Below are 22332 nucleotides of genomic sequence, written 5' to 3' on the forward strand. Positions count from 1 at the left end.
ACGTCCTCGCCCCGAACTCCCCAAGGCAACCTTCATGACACTCCCGCACTCGGCAACGCCCTTGCCCGGCACGGAGATCGGCGGACACCTCGCCGATATACCCGTCGTGCCGGAGCTCCCGTTGGACCGGTCCCATCCGGCGCAGCGGGACCTCCGCGGCGACTCAGTGCCCTTCCTGGTGCCCGCTTCGGCGACGGCCGTGCTGCGGCAGCTGGGTGAAGCCTGTGGAGCCGGGCTCCCGGCGGCGGCCTTCGCCCTCTACCTGGCACTGCTGCACCGGTACAGCGGGCAGTCCGAGCTCGTGGTCGGGGTGTCCAACGGCGCCGAGCTGACCACCCCGGTCCGCGCCGAGGTCGGCGGGAGCTTCCGGGAGCTGGTCCGGCTGGCGGGCGCCCGGCTGGCGGAGGCCGAGCAGGCCCGTACCGCGACGCCCGTGCACCTGTGGCCGGGCTTCTCCTACCGGCCGGCGCCGCGCGTCGCCCCGGAGACCGCATCCTGCGACCTGGATCTGCACCTCTCGTACGTCGGGGGCGAGCTGACCGGTCGGCTGGTGTTCGCGACCGATGTCCTCGATCCCGCCACCGCCCGCCGCGCGGTGGAGCACCTGCTCCGGCTCCTCGAAGGCGCGACCGCCGATCCGGACCGGCCGGTGGCCGAGCTGCCCCTGCTCACCGCCGAGGAGGAGCGCACCGTCGCCACGCTGAACGGCGTCGCGGGCGAGCCGACGGACCTGGGCTTCCACCGGCTCTTCGAGGCGCAGGCCGCCCGCACCCCGGAGGCGATCGCGGTCCGGGCGGAGGGCGCCTCCCTCAGCTACCGCGAACTCAACTCCCGGGCCAACCAGTTGGCCGACCTGCTGCGCGGGATCGGGGTCGGCCCCGAGGTGACGGTGGGCATCTGCGCCGACCGCGACGTGCGGCTGCTGGTGGCCGTGCTCGGCGTCCTCAAGGCCGGCGGCGCGTACGTACCGGTGGATCCGAACGACCCGGTCGAGCGGCGGGACGGCATCCTCGGCGACGCGGCCGTGCGGGTCGTGGTCGCGACGGCTCCGCTCGGCACCGGGCACCAGGTGATCGAACTCGACGCCGAGCTGGCCGTGTTGGCGGGCCGACCGACGGAGAACCCGCCCCCTGGGCGCTCGGCCTGCGGCGATGCCGCGTACCTGCTCTACACCTCCGGCTCCACCGGCAAGCCCAAGGGCGTGGTGATCGAGCACCGCCAGCTCGTCGGCTACACCCGCGCCGTCATCCGGCGGCTCGGCATCGACGGGCCGCTCAGCTTCGCGATGGTGCAGCCGCTGACGGTGGACTCCAGCGTCACGGCCTTCGCCCCGCCGCTGTGCACGGGCGGCGAGGTGCACCTGATCTCCCGCGAAAGCGCCCTGGACGCCGACCGGCTGGCCGACTGGGTGCAGACCTGGGGGGTCGACTGCCTGAAGATCGCGCCCTCCCACCTCCGGGCCCTCCAGTCCTCCCCGCGCTTCGTCGAGCTCCTGCCGCGCCGTCTGCTGGTCATCGGCGGCGAGGCCTCCGACTGGCGCTGGCTGCGCGCCCTCCAGCGCCTGGTGCCGCACTGCCGGGTCTTCAACCACTACGGCCCGACCGAGACCACCGTCGGCGTGCTGACCCTCACCGTGGCCGACCACCCGGACGCCGAGTGGGAGACCGCGCCGATCGGTGTTCCGCTGCCGGGCACCCAGGCCCATGTCGTGGACCCCGCGGGCCGGCCCACGCCCGTCGGTGTCGCCGGCGAGCTGCTGATCGGCGGCGACAACCTCGCCCGTGGCTACCACCGCCGGGACGACCTCACCGCTGCGGCCTTCGTCCCGGACACCCTCGGCGGCGGGCCGGGCTCCCGCCTCTACCGCACCGGCGACATCGTCCGCCGCCTGGCCGACGGGACGATCGCGTTCCTCGGCCGGCGCGACGACCAGATCAAGGTCCGCGGCTTCCGGGTCGCCCTGGGCGAGATCGAGGCCGCCCTGAAGAGCCACCCCGAGGTGCGCCACGCCATCGCCGTCGTCCGCGAGGACGCCCCCGGCAACCGGCGGGTGGTCGCCTACATCGAGCCGTACGGCCCCGGGTTCAGCACCGCCGGGCTGGAGCGCCACCTGCGGGCGCGACTCTCCCCGCACATGATCCCGCAGGCGATGGTGACACTCGACCGGCTGCCGCTCTCCGGGCACGGCAAGGTGGACCGCAGCAAGTTGCCCCGGCCCACCGAGCCCGCCGCCGCGCCGCTGCCGCTGCCGCCGCGGAACGAGCTGGAGCGGCTGGTGGCGCGGGTGTGGCAGGAGGTCTTCCGAGCCGAGGCGGTCGGCGCCGACCAGAACTTCTTCGACCTCGGCGGGCACTCCCTGCTCATGGTCGAGCTGCACCACCGGCTCCGGGCGGCGACCGGCCGGGAGATCGAACTGCTGGACCTGTTCCAGCACACCACCGTCCGGGCCCAGGCCGAGTTGCTCTCGCAGCAGAGGCAGGGGGCGGCACCCGTCACCACCCGCGGCCGGGGGGCCCAGCAGAACGCCCTACTGAGACGCCGCCAGCAGCAGTTGCAAGCGAAGCGAGGTCACCATGAGTGAGTACTCCCCCGAGCTCGCCCCCACCGCGGACACCGGGCCGGACTCCGAGCCTGACTCCGAACAGGCCGACGGGTTCTCCGAGTTCGACGACAGTCTGGACATCGCCGTCATCGGCATGGCCGGCCGCTTCCCCGGCGCCACGACGGTCGGGGAGTACTGGAGCAACCTCAAGGCGGGCGTCTGCTCCGTCACCCGCTTCGAGGAAGAGGAGCTCGCCGCCCGGGGCGTGGACGCCGCCACCCTGGCCGACCCGAACTTCGTCGGCGCGGGGTACGTGCTGGCGGACAGCGAGAAGTTCGACGCCGCCTTCTTCGGCTACTCCCCGCGCGAGGCCGAACTCATGGACCCCCAGCACCGGGTCCTGCTTGAGTGCGCCTGGACCGCCCTGGAGAGCTCCGGGTACGACGGCGATCGCCAGGACGGCCTGGTCGGCGTCTACGCGGGTGCGGGCAACAACACCTACCTGCTCCTCAACATCGCCTCCCAGCCCGGCGCCGCGCAGATCCTCGCCGACAAGCAGACGGTGATCGGCAACCGGCCCGACTTCCTCGCCAGCCGGGTCTCCTACAAGCTCGGCCTGGAGGGCCCCGCCCTCAACATCCAGTCCGCCTGCTCCACTTCGCTGGTCGCCGTGGTCGAGGCCTGCCAGGCGCTGCTGGCCTACCAGTGCGACACCGCGCTGGCCGGCGGCGTCGCCGTCGACGGGACCAGGAGCAAGGGGTACGTCTACCGCCCGGACGGCATCCTCTCGCCGGACGGCTACTGCCGCACCTTCGACGCCCGCGCGCAGGGGACCGTAGGCGGCGACGGCGTCGGGATGGTGGTGCTCAAGCGCCTCAAGGACGCGATCACCGACAACGACCACATCCACGCGGTCATCAAGGGCTCCGCCCTGAACAACGACGGCTCCCGCCGGGCCGGCTTCAGCGCGCCCGGCGCCGCCACCCAGGCCGCCGCCATCTCCACCGCGCTGGCGAACGCGGACGTGCCGGCCGAGAGCATCGGCTACGTCGAGCTGCACGGGACGGCCACCGTCCTGGGTGATCCGATCGAGTTCTCCGCGCTCGCCTCGGCCTACTCCGGTGTGCCGGAGCACAGCTGCGCCCTCGGATCCGCCAAGACCAACATCGGCCACCTGGACTCGGCCGCCGGGGTCGCCGGACTGATCAAGACCGTACTGGCCGTGGAGCACGGGCAGCTGCCACCCACCCTGCACTTCGAGCGGCCCAACCCCCGGATCGACCTGGCCGGCAGCCCGTTCTACGTCAACACCGAGCTGCTGCCGTGGCCCGAGGGCGACGGCCCGCGCCGCGCCGGGGTCAGCTCCTTCGGGCTCGGCGGCACCAACGCCCACGTCATCATCGAGCAGGCCCCGGAGCTGCCGCGCGAGCCCAGGCCGGCGGACGGCGCCGAGCAGCTGCTGGTGCTCTCCGCCAAGAGCCCGGAGGCCCTGGAGGCGGCCACCGACCGGCTACACGACCACCTCCGGGCACACCGCGAACTCCCCCTGGGCGATGTCGCGTTCACCCTCCAGCAGGGCCGCCGGGCGTTCCCGTACCGGCGGACACTGGTCGCCGGCAGCACCGAGGAGGCACTGGCGGCGCTCGACGCCCGCGACGACGGCCGGCTGCTCACCGCCACCGCACCCGAGGCACCGCACCGGCCGGTAGCCTTCATGTTCACCGGCTTCGGCTCCCAGTTCCCCGGCATGGCGCGCGAACTCTACGCCCAGGAGGCCGAGTTCAGGGACGCGCTGGACGAGTGCGCCGGGCTTCTGGAGCCGCTGCTCGGCACGGACGTCCGCGCGTTCGTCGCCACCGTCGACGAGTCCGCGGCCGCCGCCCCCGAGCCCTTCGACTTCCGCAAGCTGCTGCTCCAGCCGGAGCGCAGCGAGCACCCGCTGGACCAGCCGCGCCTCGGATACCCCACGGTGTTCGCCCTTGAGTACGCCCTGGCCAAGCTCTGGGCCGCCTGGGGGGTCGAGCCCGACGTGATGATCGGCCACAGCCTGGGCGAGTACGTCGCGGCCTGCGTGGCCGGGGTCTTCTCGCTGCCCGACGCGCTGCGGCTGGTCGCGGAGCGCGCGCGGCTGATCGAGGAGCAGGGCGAGGGCGCGATGCTCGCCGTGCCGCTCTCCGAGGGGGCCGTCGCACGGTACACGGACGCGGAGGTCTGCCTCGCCGCGATCAACGGCCCGCAGACCTGCGTCCTCTCCGGCACCGTCGAGGGCATCGAGCGGGTGGCCGGCGAACTGCTGGCCGCCGGCATCGCCACCCGTCGGCTGACCACCCGCTTCGCCTTCCACTCCCCGATGATGGACCCGGTCGTCGAGCGCTACGCCGAACTGGTCCGCTCGGTGCGGCTGAACGCTCCGGCCCTGCCGTTCGTCTCCAACCTGACCGGCACCTGGATCACCGACGACGAGGCCACCAGCCCCGAGTACTGGGCCCGGCACGTCCGGGAGAGCGTGCGGTTCGCGGACGGCCTGGCCACCGTGTGGTCCGTCCCGGACATCGCGATCGTCGAGATCGGCCCCGCGCCGACCCTGACCCCCGGGGCCCTCCAGCACCCCGCCGCGGCCGGCACCGACCGGGTCGTCGTCCCCTCCCTGCCCGGCGCCTTCCTCGGGCAGAGCGACCGCACCACACTCCTGCGGGCCGCCGGACGCCTCTGGCTGGCCGGCCGCGCCCACCCCTTCCCGGCCCCGACCGGCGCCCGCCGGGTGCCGCTGCCCGGCTACCCCTTCGAGCGGCGCACCTACTGGCTCGAACCCGGCGCCGCCCATCCCGGCGGCGGAGGCTCGGCCCAGCAGCGGCGCGGCACCCTGCCGCAGTGGTTCTACGCGCCGTCCTGGCAGCGGCTCGCCCCCGCGCCCCGGCCCGCCGAAGCGGATCCGGCCGGCCGGAGCTGGCTCGTCTTCGCGGACGCGGCCGGTGTCGGCCACGGCCTCGCCGACCGGCTCGAAGCCCTCGGCGCCACCGTGCACACGGTCGTCCAGGGCGCCGAATGGCAGCACGGGGGCGAGCGCGAGTACGTCCTCGACCCCGCCCGGGCGGACCACTTCCACCGGCTCGCCGAGGCACTGCGCGCCGAGGGAGCGTTGCCCGAGCGCGTGGTGCACTGCTGGAGCGTCGGCGACGACGCCGACCGGGCGGCGGCCCCCGAGGACGTCCGGGCCCTGCTGAACCGCTCCTTCGACAGCCTGGTCCACTGGGTCCAGGCCACCGAGGACGAGCTGATGACCCGGGAACAGCGCTGGGACGTGGTGTCCAGCGAGGTCTACGCCGTCCTCGGGGACGAGCCGCTCTGCCCGCCCAAGGCCACCGTCCAGGGCCTGTGCAAGGTGCTGCCGCAGGAGTACCCCTCGCTCAGCTGCGTCCAGTTCGACCTGCGCCTCGACGGCGGGCGGGCCGCGCCCGGGCTGGTCGACGACCTGCTGGCCGACCTCGCCGCCCCGCCCGGCGAGCGCACGATCGCGCTGCGCGGACGCCACCGCTGGGCGCCCTCGTACGTGACCTGCACGCCGCCCGCGCGCGAGGACGCGCCGGTCCGGGACGGCGGGGTGTACCTCGTCACCGGCGGCCTGGGGAAGATCGGCCTGCTGATGGCCCGCGCCCTCGTCGACCGGGCGAAGGTGCGCCTGGTGCTGATCGGGCGGACGGGCCTGCCGCCCCGGGAGAGCTGGGCCGACCCGCAGCACCCGGAGTCGGTGCGGGCCGTGATCGGTGCCGTCCGGGAGTTCGAGGCGCTCGGCTCCGAGGTCATGGTGGCCGCCACCGACGTCTCCGACCCCGCGGCCGTGCTGGCCCTGAAGGACCGCGTCCTGCGGGAGTTCGGCCCGGTCGACGGCCTGCTGCACTGCGCCGGCACGACCGGCACCGCCGCCCACCGGGAGGTCGCGGTGCTGCAGCGGGAGGAGGCCTCCTGGCACTTCGGTCCCAAGCTCTACGGCACCCAGGTGCTGCACGAGGCGCTGGCCGACCAGCGCCTGGACTTCGCGGTCATCTGCTCCTCGATCGCCTCGTTGCTCGGCGGCCTCGGCTTCGGCGCGTACGCCGCCGCGAACGCCGCGCTCGACGCCTTCGCCCAGCGGCACCACAGCGCCGCCCTGCCCTGGACCAGCGTCAACTGGGAGGCCTGGTACTTCTCGAACCAGGACCGGGCCGATTCGGAACTCGGTGCGGCGGTGCGGGAGTTGGCCCTCACCCCGGCCGAGGGGAGACAGGTGGTCGACCGCCTGCTCAACGCGGCTCCGCAGCCGCAGATCGTCATCTCCACCGGCGATCTGATGCTCCGTCACGAACTCTGGTCCGCCCCGGTCGCCGACACTCCGGCCCCGGCCCGACGGCACGAGCGCCCCAACCTCCGCAACCCCTTCGTCGCACCGAACGGCGAGACCGAACACCGGGTCGCGGAGATCTGGCAGGAGCTGCTCGGCGTGGAGAGCGTCGGCGTGCAGGACAACTTCTTCGAACTGGGGGGCAGTTCACTGCTCGGCCTCCGGGTCGTCCACCGACTGCGTCAGGAGCTGGCCGTGACCGTGCCGCTCACCATCGTCTACGAGGGACCCACCGTGCGCACGCTCGCCGTCCTCATCGACAACCTGCGGGCCTCCCGGTGAAGGCGGCCGGCGGTGGTGTCGCGATCATCGGTATGGCGGGGCGCTTCCCCGGCGCCGGGGACCTGACCGAGTTCTGGTCGAACCTGCGGGACGGCGTCGAGTCGATCGTCGCCCTGACCGACGAGGAGCTGGCCGGGGCCGGGGTGCCCCCCGAGGTCCACGGGCAGCCGAACTACGTCAAGGCCGCCCCCCGGTTCGCCGGGAGCGACCTGTTCGACGCGGAGTTCTTCGGGTACACCGCCCGCGAGGCCGAGATCATGGACCCGCAGCACCGCCTCTTCCTGGAGACGGCCTGGTCCGCGCTGGAGGACTCCGGCTACGACGCCGCCCGGTACGCCGGCGGCATCGGCGTCTTCGGCGGCGCGGGCACCAACCGCTACGTCCAGCACGTCTACTCGCACCGGCAGATCGTGGAGACCCTGGGCCAGACCCAGATCCTGGTCGGCAACGAACTCGGCTTCCTGGCCTCCCGGGTGTCGTACAAGCTCGACCTGCGCGGCCCCGCCGTCTCGATGCGCACCGCGTGCTCCACCGCGCTGGTCGCGGCACACACGGCCTGCCGGAGCCTGCTCGCCGGGGAGTGCGACCTCGCCCTGACGGGCGGCGTCCACGTCGACCCGAACCCGGGCAGCGGATACCTCTACCAGGACGGATCCTTCGTCTCCCCGGACGGGCACGTCCGCCCGTTCGACGCGGACGCCCGGGGCACCGTCTTCGGCACCGGGGTCGGTGTGGTCGTGCTGAAGCGGCTGGAGGACGCGCTCGCCGACCGCGACACCGTCCACGCCGTGATCAGGGGATCGGCCGTCAACAACGACGGTGCGGTGAAGGTCGGCTTCACCGCGCCCAGCGTGACCGGCCAGGCCGCGGTGATCGCCGCCGCGCACACCGACGCCGGCGTCTCCCCCGCGGACATCGACTATGTGGAGACCCACGGCACGGGTACCTCGATGGGCGATTCGATCGAGGTGCAGGCGCTGTCCCGGGCGTTCGGCGGCACCGGCTCCTGCACCCTCGGCTCACTCAAGGGCAACATCGGCCACCTCGACGCCGCCTCCGGCATCGCCGGCCTCATCAAAACCACCCTCGCCCTCCGCAACGAACTCCTCCCCCCGTCACTGAACTACCGACACGCCAACCCGGACATCGACTTCACCGACAGCCCGTTCCGCATCCAGGCCGAAGCCCGCACCTGGCCACGCACCGCCGACCGAACCCGCCGCGCCGGCGTCAGCGCCTTCGGCTTCGGCGGCACCAACGCCCACCTGATCCTCGAAGAGGCCCCACCCACCCCGCAATCCCCCCCAAGCCCACGCCCCACCGAAACACTCATCCTCTCGGCCCGCACACCCGCCGCACTGGAACAGGCCACCGACCGACTCGCAACCCACCTACGCCGCGAACGACCCAACCTCGCCGACACAGCCCACACCCTCGCCACCGGCCGCCGCACCCTCCCCCACCGCCGCACCGTCACCGGCCCCGACATCGACACCATCGCCACAGCCCTCGAAACCCGCGACCCCGCCCACGTCACCACCCGCCACACAACCCACGAGAACACACCCCTCGTCTTCCTGTTCACCGGCCAAGGCTCCCAACACACCGGCATGGCCCACGACCTCTACCAACACGAACCCGCCTACCGCACCGCCCTCGACGAGTGCGCCGAACTCCTCACCCCCCACCTCGACGACGACATCCGCACCATCATCCACACCCCCGACAACCGCCTCGACCAAACACAATGGGCCCAACCCGCACTCTTCGCCACCGAATACGCCCTCGCCAAACTCTGGCAATCCTGGGGCATCACCCCCACCGCCATGCTCGGCCACAGCCTCGGCGAATGGACCGCCGCCTGCCTCGCCGGCGTCTTCACCCTCCCCGACGCCCTCCACCTGGTCACACTCCGCGGCCGCCTCATGCAAGCCCAAACCCCCGGCGCCATGCTCAACGTGATGACCGACCGCCGAAGCATCGAAACCGCCCTCACCCACGACCTCTCCCTGGCCGCCCACAACGGCCCCCGCGACTGCGTCGTCTCCGGCCCCCACCAAGCCATCCAAAACTTCACCACCCTCGCCAACGAACACGGCTGGGCCACCCAACCCATCACCACCTCCCACGCCTTCCACTCCACCCTGATGGAACCGATGGTCCAGGAGTTCACCACCGCCGTCACCGCCGTCCCCCGCCAAACACCCCACACCCCCTTCATCTCCAACACCACCGGCACCTGGATCACCGACGACCAGGCCACCGACCCCCACTACTGGGGCCGACACATCCTCACCACCGTCGAATACGCCACCGGCATCCACACCGCCACCACCACAACCGGCACCACCCTCCTCGAAATCGGCCCCGGCCAAACCCTCACCAGCCTCGCCCGCCGCATCCTCACCACCACCGACACCCAAGCCACCACCCTCGCCACCCTCCCCCACAAACGCGACCCCCGCACCCCCACCGAAACCACCCAACGCACCCTCGCCACCCTCTGGCTCACCGGCACCACACCCCACTGGACCGACTACTACACCCCCCAACAACGCCGCCGCATCCCCCTCCCCACCTACCCCTTCCAACACAAGCGCTACTGGCTGGACCGGCAGACCTCGGCACCGGCCCTCGGCAGCGCCGGCACCGCGCGCCGCGACGACGTCCAGGAGTGGTTCTACGCCCCGTCCTGGCAGCGGGCCGCCCTCCCCGCCGGGGTGCGGCCGGACCACGACCGGCACTGGCTGGTCTTCGCCGACGGGCTGGGCGTGGGCGAGGCGCTCGCCGAGCGGCTGCGCTCCGGCGGCGCCACCGTCACCGTGGTGGCGGCGGCCGACGCCTGGTCCGAGTCGGGGGACGGCCGGTACAGCATCGACCCGGCCGACGGCACCGGCCACGAGCGGCTGATCGACGCGCTGCGGGCGGGCCCCGCCGGCCTGCCCAGCCGCATCGTCCACGCCTGGAACGTCACCGCGCCGGGCGAGGAGGGCAGCCTCCGGCACGGCTTCGAGAGCCTGATCCGCCTCGCCCAGGCCCTCGTCCGCCGGCCGGACGGCGAGCCGCGCCGGATCTGGGTGCTCAGCAACGGGCTGCACAACGTCACCGGCGCCGAGGCGCTCGCACCGCTGAAGGCCACCCTGCTGGGCCCGTGCCGCGTGCTGCCCCGCGAACTGCCCGGCACCACCTGCCGCAGCGTCGACCTCGACTGCCACGGGACCCCCACCCCGGCCCAACTAAATCTGCTCGTCGCCGAGTTGGCCGCCGAGCCGGAGCCGGGCCCGGAGACGGTCGCCCACCGGGGCGGCCACCGCTGGTCCCAGCACTTCCTACCGCGGCCGCTGCCCCGACCCGACGGGTCGCCGGTGGTCCGCCGGGGCGGCGTCTACCTGGTCACCGGCGGCACCGGCGGCCTGGGCCTGGCCCTGGCCGAGCACCTCGCGGCCGCGGGCGCCCGGGTCGCGCTCACCGCGCGCACCCGGCTGCCGGACGCCGCCGACTGGGACGCGTGGCTCGCCCGCAACCCTGGCCAGGGCCGGCTCACCGAGACCGTACGGACCCTGGTCCGGCTGCGGGACGCGGGCGCGGAGCTCCTGGTGCTCCAGGCCGACGTGACCGACCCGGCCGCGATGCGCGAGGCCGTCCGGCGGACCACCCTGCGCTGGGGTGCCGTCCACGGCGCCTTCCACACGGCGGGCGTCGCCGGCGGCGGCCTGATCCAGCTCAAGGACCTCCAGGCCGCGGCCGAGGTGCTGCGGCCCAAGGTGCGCGGCACCCTGGTGCTGGAGGAGGCCCTGGCAGACCAGGAGCTGGACTTCCTGGTCCTGTTCGGCTCGAACGGCGCCAACATCGGCAGCGTCGGCCAGGTCGACTACTGCGCCGCCAACTGCTTCCTCGACGCCTTCGCCCAGGACCGCGGCCGCGGGCGGCGGGTGATCTCGATCGACTGGGGCCCGTGGCGGGAGGTCGGCATGGCCGCCGGCACCGCCGCACCGTCCGGCGTCGAGCGGGTGGACCGGCGGGCCATGTCGACCGCCGAAGGGCTGCGGGCCCTCGACACCGTCCTGGCCCACACCTCGGAGTCGCAGGTCGTCGTGTCGCCCGCCGAGCTCGCGGCGCTCTTCGCGAGCGCCTTCTCGCTGGACCAGGACACCGCCCCGGAGCCCGCCGCCGCCACGCACGAACGCCCGGACATCCTCACCGAGTTCGTGGCCTGGCGCAGCGACACCGAGCGCACGGTCTGCGAGGTGTGGCAGGAGCTGCTGGGCATCGAGAAGGTCGGCATCCAGGACAGCTTCTTCCATCTGGGCGGCGATTCCCTGATCGCCATCCAGCTGGTGAGCACCGTCAACACCAGGCTGGGCACGAAGCTCACCCTCGGCGACCTGTACGAGGGGCTGACGGTCGCCCACCTGGCCGGCCTGGTCGAGCGGCCCGTCCAGCAGGCGACAGGCAACAGCCTCAAGGCGCTTGAGGACCGCAGAGAGAAGATGCAGCAGCGGCGGCGCCAGCAGCGGCGCCGCACGGCAAGGGGCGAATGATGACGACTGAATCCACGGATCTCCCGGAGCGGGACGGTGTCGCGATCATCGGTATGGCGGGGCGCTTCCCCGGCGCCGGGGACCTCACCGAGTTCTGGTCGAACCTGCGGGACGGCGTCGAGTCGATCGTCGCCCTGACCGACGAGGAGCTGGCCGGGGCCGGCGTGCCCCCCGAGGTCCACGGGCAGCCGAACTACGTCAAGGCCGCCCCGCGCTTCGAGGGCATCGACCTGTTCGACGCGGAGTTCTTCGGGTACACCGCCCGCGAGGCCAAGATCATGGACCCGCAGCACCGCCTCTTCCTGGAGACGGCCTGGTCCGCGCTGGAGGACTCCGGCTACGACGCCGCCCGGTACGACGGAAGCGTCGGCGTCTTCGGCGGCGCCAGCACCACCGCCTACCTCGGGAACATCCTCGGCAACCTGGAGCAGGGCGAGGAGATCAAGGGCGAGAACGTCGGCCTGGGCTTCGAACTCGCCTTCCTGACCAGCCGGGTGTCGTACAAACTCGACCTGCGCGGCCCGAGCTTCCCGGTCCAGACCGCCTGCTCCAGCTCACTGGTCGCGCTGCACGCCGCCTGCCAGAGCCTGCTCAACTACGAGTGCGACATGGCCCTTTCGGGCGCGGTCTCCTACAAGGTCCCCGAGAACACCGGCTACCTCCACCAGGAGGGGGCCTTCCTCTCCCCGGACGGGCACGTCCGCCCGTTCGACGCGGACGCCCGGGGCACCGTCTTCGGCAACGGCGTCGGCGTGGTCGTGCTGAAGCGGCTGGAGGACGCGCTCGCCGACCGCGACACCGTCCACGCCGTGATCAAGGGCTCGGCCGTCAACAACGACGGCGGGGTCAAGGCGAGCTTCACGGCGCCGACCGTCGCCGGCCAGGCCGAGGTGATCGCGGAGGCCCTGGCCGCCGCGGAGGTCGACCCGGAGGGCATCGACTACGTCGAGACCCACGGCAGCGGCACCGTGATCGGCGATTCGATCGAGGTGCAGGCGCTGTCCCGGGCGTTCGGCGGCGCCGGTTCCTGCACCCTCGGCTCACTCAAGGGCAACATCGGCCACCTCGACGCCGCCTCCGGCATCGCCGGCCTCATCAAGACCACCCTCGCCCTCCGCAACGAACTCCTCCCCCCGTCACTGAACTACCGACACGCCAACCCGGACATCGACTTCACCGACAGCCCGTTCCGCATCCAGGCCGAAGCCCGCACCTGGCCACGCACCGCCGACCGAACCCGCCGCGCCGGCGTCAGCGCCTTCGGCTTCGGCGGCACCAACGCCCACCTGATCCTCGAAGAGGCCCCACCCACCCCGCAATCCCCCCCAAGCCCACGCCCCACCGAAACACTCATCCTCTCGGCCCGCACACCCGCCGCACTGGAACAGGCCACCGACCGACTCGCAACCCACCTACGCCGCGAACGACCCAACCTCGCCGACACAGCCCACACCCTCGCCACCGGCCGCCGCACCCTCCCCCACCGCCGCACCATCACCGGCCCCGACATCGACACCATCGCCACAGCCCTCGAAACCCGCGACCCCGCCCACGTCACCACCCGCCACACAACCCACGAGAACACACCCCTCGTCTTCCTGTTCACCGGCCAAGGCTCCCAACACACCGGCATGGCCCACGACCTCTACCAACACGAACCCGCCTACCGCACCGCCCTCGACGAGTGCGCCGAACTCCTCACCCCCCACCTCGACGACGACATCCGCACCATCATCCACACCCCCGACAACCGCCTCGACCAAACACAATGGGCCCAACCCGCACTCTTCGCCACCGAATACGCCCTCGCCAAACTCTGGCAATCCTGGGGCATCACCCCCACCGCCATGCTCGGCCACAGCCTCGGCGAATGGACCGCCGCCTGCCTCGCCGGCGTCTTCACCCTCCCCGACGCCCTCCACCTGGTCACACTCCGCGGCCGCCTCATGCAAGCCCAAACCCCCGGCGCCATGCTCAACGTGATGACCGACCGCCGAAGCATCGAAACCGCCCTCACCCACGACCTCTCCCTGGCCGCCCACAACGGCCCCCGCGACTGCGTCGTCTCCGGCCCCCACCAAGCCATCCAAAACTTCACCACCCTCGCCAACGAACACGGCTGGGCCACCCAACCCATCACCACCTCCCACGCCTTCCACTCCACCCTGATGGAACCGATGGTCCAGGAGTTCACCACCGCCGTCACCGCCCTCCCCCGACGGACACCCCACACCCCCTTCATCTCCAACACCACCGGCACCTGGATCACCGACGACCAGGCCACCGACCCCCACTACTGGGGCCGACACATCCTCACCACCGTCGAATACGCCACCGGCATCCACACCGCCACCACCACAACCGGCACCACCCTCCTCGAAATCGGCCCCGGCCAAACCCTCACCAGCCTCGCCCGCCGCATCCTCACCACCACCGACACCCACGCCACCACCCTCGCCACCCTCCCCCACAAACGCGACCCCCGCACCCCCACCGAAACCACCCAACGCACCCTCGCCACCCTCTGGCTCACCGGCACCACCCCCCACTGGACCGACTACTACGCCCCCCAACAACGCCGCCGCATCCCCCTCCCCACCTACCCCTTCCAACACAAGCGCTACTGGCTGGAACCCCAGGCCCCGCAGGCCCCGGTGGAGCACGCCCCCGGCCCGCACCCGCTGCTGGACCGGGCCCTGCTCCGGACGATGGGCCAGTCCGTCTTCCTCACCGAGTTCTCGCTGGAACGGCACTGGGTGCTCTCCGAGCACAAGCTGCTCGGAGAGGCGATCGTCCCCGGGACCACCTACCTGGAGATGGCCCGCGCCGCCGCCTCGCTGCACTTCGGCCGGCCGGCCACCGAGCTGCGCGACGTCACCTTCCTGGTCCCGCTACTGGTGCAGGAGGGCGTCCCGCGCACCGCGCACACGACCGTCCGTGAACTCGACCCCCTGACCGCCGAGTTCACCGTCGCCAGCCTCGACCCGACGGGCGGGCACTGGACGGTGCACGTCCAGGGCACGGTCGGCGTCCGGCCGCACACCGCACCCGCGCCGCAGCAGGACCTCGACCGCCTGCGCGCGCTCTGCTCGCTGGAGAGCGTGGACATCACCCTGCGGCAGACCGAGCACAAGGTGATGGAGTTCGGCGACCGCTGGCGCAGCAGCCTGCCGACCGTGCACGTCGGCGTCCGCGCCGCCCTCGGCGTGCTCGACCTGCCCGAGCGGTACGGGGCCGAGTGCCAGGAGTACCCCCTGCACCCGACGCTGCTCGACCAGGCCACCGGCTTCAGCGGCTTCGCCGTCCTGGAGACCGCCGAGGACCGCCGACTCGCCCTCGGGGACCGGGACTTCTTCCTCCCGGTCGGCTACGACTCGCTGCTCCTGCACGGCCCGCTGCCCGCCCGCGGCCTGAGCTTCGTCCAGCCGCACCCGGGCGCCGCGCACAACGCCGAGTTCCGCAAGGTCGACGTGGTGATCTGCGACGAGTCGGGCGCCACCGCGGCCGAGATCCGCGGCTTCACCGTCAAGCGCGTGACCGACGCCAGGCGCACGGTCGCCCGCCTGCGCCCGCACTCCCGGCACCACACCATCCGCTGGGTGCCGGCCCCGGCGCCGGAGGGGCGGCGCGCGCTGCCCGCCCGCGTCCTGCTGGTCGGCGAACAGGGCGGTATGAGCGGCGAGTTGGGCGCCGCGCTGCGCGCCCGCGGGATCGCGGTGACCGAGGCCGCGCTCGCGGCCGGGTGGCGGGAACTCTCCGCCGGCCGGTACGAGGTCCCGCCCACCCCCGAGGGCTTCGGGCGGCTGCTGGACGCGCTCGGCGCGGAGCTCCCGGACGAGGTCGTACACGTCGCGGCCCCCGCCGACGGCCGCGTCCAGCAGGACCTGGACGTCCTGCGGGACCGGCTGGCGCACGGCGTCCACAGTCTGTTCCACCTGGCCCGCGGCCTCGCCGAACGCGGCGTCTCCCCGGCCGGGTTCAGCGTGGTCGCGCCCTCGGTGGCGCGGGTCACCGGCAGCGAGCCGGAGACGGCCCCGGTCCACGCGACGCTCTTCGGCCTCGCCAAGGTGATCGGCCAGGAGTACGAGGCCACCGAGGTGTTCTGCCTGGACATCGCCGAGGACACCGGCCCCGAGGCGGTCTGCGCCGAGCTGCTCGGCGCCCGCACCCCGACCGCCGTCGCCCTGCGCGGCGGGCTGCGGTACGTCGCGGAGCTCGTCCCGGCGGACCTCCGCGAGGAGCCGCGCGCCACGCCGGTGCGCCCGGACGGGGTGTACCTGATCACCGGCGGCCTGGGCGGGCTCGGACTGGCCGTCGCCCGCCACCTGAGCCGTACGGTGCCCGGTGCCCGGCTGGCGCTGGTCAACCGCACCGAGCTGCCGCCGCGCGAGCGGTGGGACGCGGTCACCGACCCCAGGGTGCGCCGGCAGATCGAGGCGCTGCGCGAACTCGCCGCCGACGGCGCCGAGGTGCGCGGCTACGCCGCCGACGTCACCGACCTGGCTGCGATGGAGGGCGTCGTCGCCAAGGTCCGCGCCGAGCTGGGCGGGATCGGCTGCGTCGTCCACGCGGCCGGGGTCGCCGGGGAGGGCTTCCTCTTCCGCAAGGACCCGGAGACCTTCCGCCGCACGCTGGACCCGAAGGTGCTCGGCGCCACCGTGCTGGACCTCGTCACCCAGGACGACCCGCCGGAGTGTATGGTCAACTTCGGTTCCACGGTGGCGGTCTTCGGCGCCGCCGGGCAGGGCGACTACACAGCCGCCAACAGCTACCTGGACCACTTCGCCGAGCAGCGCACCGCGCACGGCCGGCGGACGGTGACGGTCGACTGGAGCGACTGGCTGGACACCGGCATGGCGTTCGACCACGGGGTCCAGCAGGACCAGGGCTTCTTCCGGTCGGTGTCGGTCGAGGACGGTCTCGACAGTTTCGAGGAGATCCTCGGCGCGGCCCGCACGCCGGTGGTCGTCGGCGAGATCAACTACCCGAAGCTGGGCGCGTCCGCCGGGATCGCCGAACTGCTGTGCCGCGCACCGCTGGTGCTGGCCGCGCCGATCCGGCAGGCCATCGTCGCCGCCGGCGCCGGCGGCGGGTCGGATGCGTCGGGGGCCGCGCCGTCCGACGGAGGACCGAAGCTCTTCGGCAACCGGAGCGGCGAGTTCAGCGACACCGAACGCGCCCTCGCCCGGATCTGGGCCCGCGAGCTGGGCCTCACCGAACTCAACGTGCACGACACCTCGTTCGCACTCGGGGTGGACTCGCTGGTGGCGCTCCGGATCGCCCAGAGCATCCAGAAGGTCATGGACATCCGGGTCTCGATGGTCGACCTGTTCCGCTACGTCACGATCGCGGAACTCGCCGGGCACCTGGACACCCGGGACGACCGGGCCTGACCGGACCGGCCCCAACCCCCCTATCCCACAAAGGTGGTAACTCCCGTGAGCTTCCGTACCATAGGCGTGATCGGCGCGGGCACGATCGGCCGCGGCGTCGCCCAGTCCTTCGCGGAGGCCGGCTTCGAGGTCGTCCTCGTCGACATCGAGCAGGCCCAACTCGACAGTGCGCTGGCCCAGATCGGCCGCGACCTGCTGGTCCAGCCGATGCTGCTCGGCCGGGCGCCGAAGGAGGAACCCGCCACCGTCCTCGCCCGCATCACCACCGCCACCGAGCTGACCGCCCTGGCCGACGTGGACTTCGCGGTCGAGAACGTCACCGAGAACTGGGACGTCAAGCGCTCGGTCTACGCCCAGATCGACGCGATCTGCCGCCCCGGGGTGATCTTCGGCGTGAACACCTCGGCGGTGCCGATCACCCGGGTCGGCTCGGTCACCGGGCGCCCGGCCAAGGTCCTCGGGCTGCACTTCATGAACCCCGTCCCGATGATGGACACCGTCGAGGTGGTCAGCGGCCACTTCACCGGCGAGGAGACGCTGGACAGCGCGCTCGGCCTGCTGGCGGAGATCGGCAAGAAGGGCATCGTCGTCCAGGACGCCCCCGGCTTCATCACCAACCGGGTGCTCATGGTGACCATCAACGAGGCCATCTTCTGCGTCCAGGACCAGATCGCCTCGGCCGAGGACGTCGACAGGATGTTCCGCGGCTGCTTCGGCCACAAGATGGGCCCACTGGAGACCGGCGACCTGATCGGCCTCGACACGATCCTGAACTCGATCACGGTCATGTACGAGAGCTACAAGGACAGCAAGTACCGCCCGGCGCCGCTGCTCCAGAAGATGGTCGACGCCCGCCTGCTGGGCCGGAAGACCGGCCAGGGCTTCTACACCTACTGAACCCCGAACCACACTAGGAGAAACCGGACATGACGAACGACGACGCCCGCGCCCGGATCCGCGAGTTCCTCGCCCCGCAGCTGGCCGGCCAGCCTCTCGCCGACAGCGACGACTTCTTCGCCCTCGGCTACGTCAACTCCCTCTTCGCGATGCAGCTCGCGCTCTTCGTGGAGAAGGACTTCGGCCTGACCCTCGGCCCGGCGGACATGGACTTCGACAACTTCCGCACGGTCGACGGCCTCGTTCGCCTGGTCACGTCGCGGACGGCGACGGCGGCCTAGCACGTGTCGCACCCACGGGCGCGGCGGCCCACGCCGCCGCGCGCCGGGCCGTTCGACCGTTCTCCCATCGCCGAGGAAGCAGCACCATGACGCACTCCAACGAGGTCCTCACCCGGATCGACCTGCACAGCCCGATCCCCGAAGCGCTGGCCGACGAGATCGAGCGCCGGCTGTTCTTCGTGTCGCCCGAGATCACCGGTTTCGAGGTGACCGTGGACGGCGGCGAGGTGCGCTCCGTGACACTCCGCTCCGAGCAGCCGCTCCCGCACGACGCCCTGGCCGAGAAGGTCAACTCCATGGTGGACAACGACGTCCGGAAGCAGTGGGTGACGCCGGCCAAGGCCGTCTGGACCTCGCCGCACCAGCGCACCCCGCACCAGGGCGTCTTCGAACTCCTCGCCGGGACCGGCGCGGTGGCCGAGGTCGGCGAGGGCCAGGTCGCCCTCGGCGAGCCGCTGCTCTCCCTCCTCACCTACTTCGACCGGGCCGTCTGCGACCTGCTGGCCGAGGACCACGAGGTCCGGGAGTACCGGTACCCGACCCTGATCAGGACGAAGGCGCTGGAGACGGCGGGGTACTTCAGATCCTTCCCGCAGCACCTGATGTTCGTCACCCGACTGCGCAACGACCTGGACGTCTACCGCGCCTTCCAGGAGCAGCAGGCCGTCACCGGTGTCGACTCCTCGACGCTGGACTCCTGCGGCAACGTGGACTACTGCCTGCCGCCCACGATGTGCTACCACACCTTCAACCAGTACAGCAATCGCACGCTGGAGGCAGACCGGCTCCACGTGGTCACCTCGCGCGGCAAGTCGTTCCGCTTCGAGGCCGCGTACGCCACCGGCCTGGAGCGGCTCTGGGACTTCACCATCCGGGAGATGGTCTTCATGGGCTCCCGGGAGGACGTGCTGAACTCCCGGGAGCGCTTCATGCGAAAGGTCTTCGCCTTCGTCGAGGAGCTCGGCCTGAGCGGCTTCTGCGAGGTGGGCAACGACCCGTTCTTCTGCGGCACGGACACCTCCGAGCGGATCTGGTCGCAGCGGCTGATGGAGCTCAAGTACGAGCTGCGGCTGCATGTCGCGCCCGGGCGGACGATCGCCGTCGGCTCGTTCAACTTCCACGACGACCTGTTCGGCAAGGTCTTCGGCATCGGCTACGGCACCGACGGCCCGACCCGGAGCGGCTGCGTCGGCTTCGGCCTGGAGCGGCTGGTCTACGCCTTCCTCTGCCAGTACGGCCTCGACACCGCAGCGTGGCCCTCCCAGGTCCGAACCGCCGTCAGCGGGAGCTGACCGTGGGCGAGCGGAAGGGCCGCGCCCCGCGGGGCCAACAGGAGGAGATCCTCTGCGCCGTGTTCGCCCAGGTGCTCGGGCTGGACCGGGTCACCATCGACGACTCCTTCTTCGAGCTGGGCGGCCACTCCCTCCTGGCCACCCGACTGGCCGGTCGGATCCGGGCCGCCCTGAACGTGGAGGTCCCGGTCCGGACGGTCTTCGAGGCCCCGACCGTCGCCCGACTCACCGAGCACCTGGCACAGGGGTCCGGCAGTCGGCGCCCGCCGCTGCGCCGCCTGGACCGTCCGGCGGAGATCCCGCTCTCGCAGACCCAGCGGCGCCTGTGGTTCCTGAACCGCCTGCACGGCACGGCCGGGCACTACAACATGCCGATGGCCTACCGGCTGCGCGGTGACCTCGACCTGTCCGCCCTGCAGCTCGCCCTCGACGACCTGGTCACCTGGCACGAGAGTCTGCGCACCGCCTACCCCGACTGGGACGGCCGACCCCAGCAGGTCGTCCTGGACCCGGAGGAGGCTCCGGTCGAGCTGCCGGTCGACCGCGTCACCGAGGCAGGCCTGTCCGACGCGCTGAGCGCTGCGGCCGGTTACGCCTTCGACCTCACCGCCGAGACGGCGCTACGAGCCCGGCTGTTCCGGCTCTCCGCGGACGAACACGTCCTGCTCCTGACCATTCATCACATCGCCTGCGACGGATGGTCACTGCTCCCGCTGAACCGCGATCTGGCACTCGCGTACGCTGCGCGCCGCCTCGGGCAGGCGCCGGTCCGGCCCGAACTACCGGTCCAGTACGTCGACTACACGCTCTGGCAGGACGACCTCCTGGGTGCCCCCGAGGACCCCAACAGCCTGGTCAATCGCCAGCTCACCTTCTGGGAGGGTGAGTTGGCGGGAATGCCCGACCGCCTGCGGGTCGATGTGGCGGCCCCGCGTCCGGACACCCCCTCACACCGAGGCGGTCGAGTCCCCTTCCACGTCACGCGGGCGACCCACCGGGCACTGCACCAGCTGGCACGGGAGACCGGCACCAGCGTCTTCATGGTCGTGCAGGCCGCCCTTGCGACCCTGCTCACCAGGCGCGGAGCCGGCACCGACATCGCCATCGGCATCCCCACCGCCGGGCGCACCGACGAGGGCCTCGACGACCTGATCGGATTCTTCGTCAATACGCTGGTGCTGCGGACCAGGACCGACAGCGACCCGACCTTCCGGGAGCTGCTGTTCCGGGTGCGCGGCACGGACCTGGCGGCCTTCGCCCACCAGGAGGTGCCGTTCGACCACGTGGTCCAGGCCCTCAACCCGCCGCGCTCCCCCGCGTGGCACCCGCTCATCCAGGTGATGCTCGCATTCCAGAACAACGCGAGCGCCGAGCTCCACCTGCCCGACCTGGAGGTCCGGCCCGAGCCGGTGGCGGAGGGGATCACCCGCTTCGACCTCCGCTTCGAGCTGTTCGAGGGCTTCACCGGACAGCGGGCACCGGACGGCATCGACGGCAGCCTCACCTACGCCCTCGACCTGTTCGTCCCCGCGGAAGCCGAGCGGCTGGCCCGGGAGTTCACCGAGCTGCTCGACGCCGTGGCCGCCGCTCCGGGTCTGCGGCTGAGCGAGCTCGGCGGGGCAGCCGTCCCCGAGTTGACGAGCGGCCCGTCCGCCGGGCCGGAGCCCGCCGCCGCGGACGGCGCCCGGATCGCCTTCGTCTGCTCCCCCTACGGCCAGCAGTGGGTCGGCATGGGGCGGACTCTGTTCCGCACCGAACCCGCCTTCCGCTCGGCCCTGGAGGAGTGCGACAGCGAGCTGGCCAGGCACACCGGCTGGTCGCTCGTCCACGAGCTCTTCCTCGACGAACCCGAAGCCAGGACGAACGACGTCGGCGTCATGCAACCCCTCGTCTTCGCCGTCCAGGTGGGCATCGCCCGCTGGCTGGAGGAGGCGGGCGTCCGGCCGGCCGCCGTCACGGGTCACAGCGTCGGCGAGATCGCCGCCAGCGTCATCGCAGGCATCCTCGACCTGCCGGACGCGGTCCGGCTCGTCCACCACTACAGCGATCAGCAACGCCGCGTGGCCGGCCCCCACCGCGGCATGGCCGTGGTGGAGCTCTCGGCCGTCGACCTCTCGAAGCACCTGCGAGGGCTTGAGGGGAGCGTGTCCGTCGCCGCGCGGAACGGCCCGCGGACCACCGTGCTGGCCGGTGACCGGTCCGAGTTGGAGGCCATCGTCGCCGAGCTCCAGGCCGCGGACGTGCTGTGCGCGATGGTCCGAGTCGACCTGCCGGCCCACAGCCCGGCGATCGATCCGATCCTGACGGACCTCGAACGGGCCATAGGTGAGCTCACCCCCAGGCCCGGCCGGATCCCGATGATCTCCTCGGTCACGGGGCGCGCGCTTGACTGGCGGCAGGCCACCGCGGGCTACTTCGCCCAGAACCTGCGGCAGCCCGTCCTGCTGGCCGACTCCACCGCCGAGCTGCTGACGGGCCATGACGTACTGGTCGAGGTCAGCGCTCACCCGGTGCTCGCCCCGGCACTGTGGCAGAGCGTCGAGGAGTCCGGTGCCGCCGCGACCGTCCTGACCACCATGCGCCGTGGCCAGGACGACCGGACGGGCCTCGTCGAGGTGCTCAACGCCCTCGAACGGCTCGGCCTGAAGGTGGACTCCCCGGGCCGGCGGACCCGGTCGGCGTAGATCCGACGATCCGCGCCCACCCCGCAACCCTCAGGAGGTACC

General features: G+C 72.3%; 8 protein-coding genes. All 8 read left to right on the forward strand.

Annotation, left to right across the window (positions count from 1 at the left end):
- The first annotated feature begins 121 nt into the window (after positions 1-121).
- Positions 122-2581: a non-ribosomal peptide synthetase gene (locus OG550_RS03265; protein ID WP_327674281.1), complete on the forward strand. Its 2460-nt coding sequence runs from the start codon at positions 122-124 to the stop codon at positions 2579-2581.
- Positions 2574-7202: a type I polyketide synthase gene (locus tag OG550_RS03270; protein WP_327674283.1), complete on the forward strand. Its 4629-nt coding sequence runs from the start codon at positions 2574-2576 to the stop codon at positions 7200-7202. Before OG550_RS03265 ends, OG550_RS03270 begins: the two co-directional genes overlap by 8 nt.
- Complete coding sequence (locus OG550_RS03275; RefSeq protein ID WP_327674285.1) at positions 7199-11743, forward strand: type I polyketide synthase; 4545 nt, start codon at positions 7199-7201, stop codon at positions 11741-11743. Before OG550_RS03270 ends, OG550_RS03275 begins: the two co-directional genes overlap by 4 nt.
- Entirely contained in the window at positions 11743-17136 is a 5394-nt protein-coding gene (locus OG550_RS03280) for a type I polyketide synthase (RefSeq protein ID WP_327674287.1), read from the forward strand. Before OG550_RS03275 ends, OG550_RS03280 begins: the two co-directional genes overlap by 1 nt.
- A gap of 45 nt (positions 17137-17181) precedes the next feature.
- Positions 17182-18033 (forward strand): 3-hydroxyacyl-CoA dehydrogenase family protein, encoded by an 852-nt coding sequence (locus OG550_RS03285; protein ID WP_327674289.1) that lies wholly within the window; start codon positions 17182-17184, stop codon positions 18031-18033.
- 29 nt (positions 18034-18062) lie between these two features.
- Positions 18063-18314 carry an acyl carrier protein gene (locus OG550_RS03290; protein ID WP_327674291.1) on the forward strand — a complete coding sequence of 84 codons (252 nt, stop codon included), beginning with the start codon at positions 18063-18065 and terminating at the stop codon, positions 18312-18314.
- Between the two features lie 86 nt (positions 18315-18400).
- A complete protein-coding gene (locus tag OG550_RS03295) occupies positions 18401-19606 on the forward strand; it encodes a hypothetical protein (RefSeq protein ID WP_327674293.1) in 1206 nt (401 codons plus the stop codon).
- A 2-nt stretch (positions 19607-19608) separates the two neighbouring features.
- Positions 19609-22290: a condensation domain-containing protein gene (locus OG550_RS03300; RefSeq protein ID WP_327674295.1), complete on the forward strand. Its 2682-nt coding sequence runs from the start codon at positions 19609-19611 to the stop codon at positions 22288-22290.
- Positions 22291-22332 lie beyond the last annotated feature (42 nt).

Source organism: Kitasatospora sp. NBC_00458, assembly GCF_036013975.1.
Lineage (GTDB): Bacteria > Actinomycetota > Actinomycetes > Streptomycetales > Streptomycetaceae > Kitasatospora.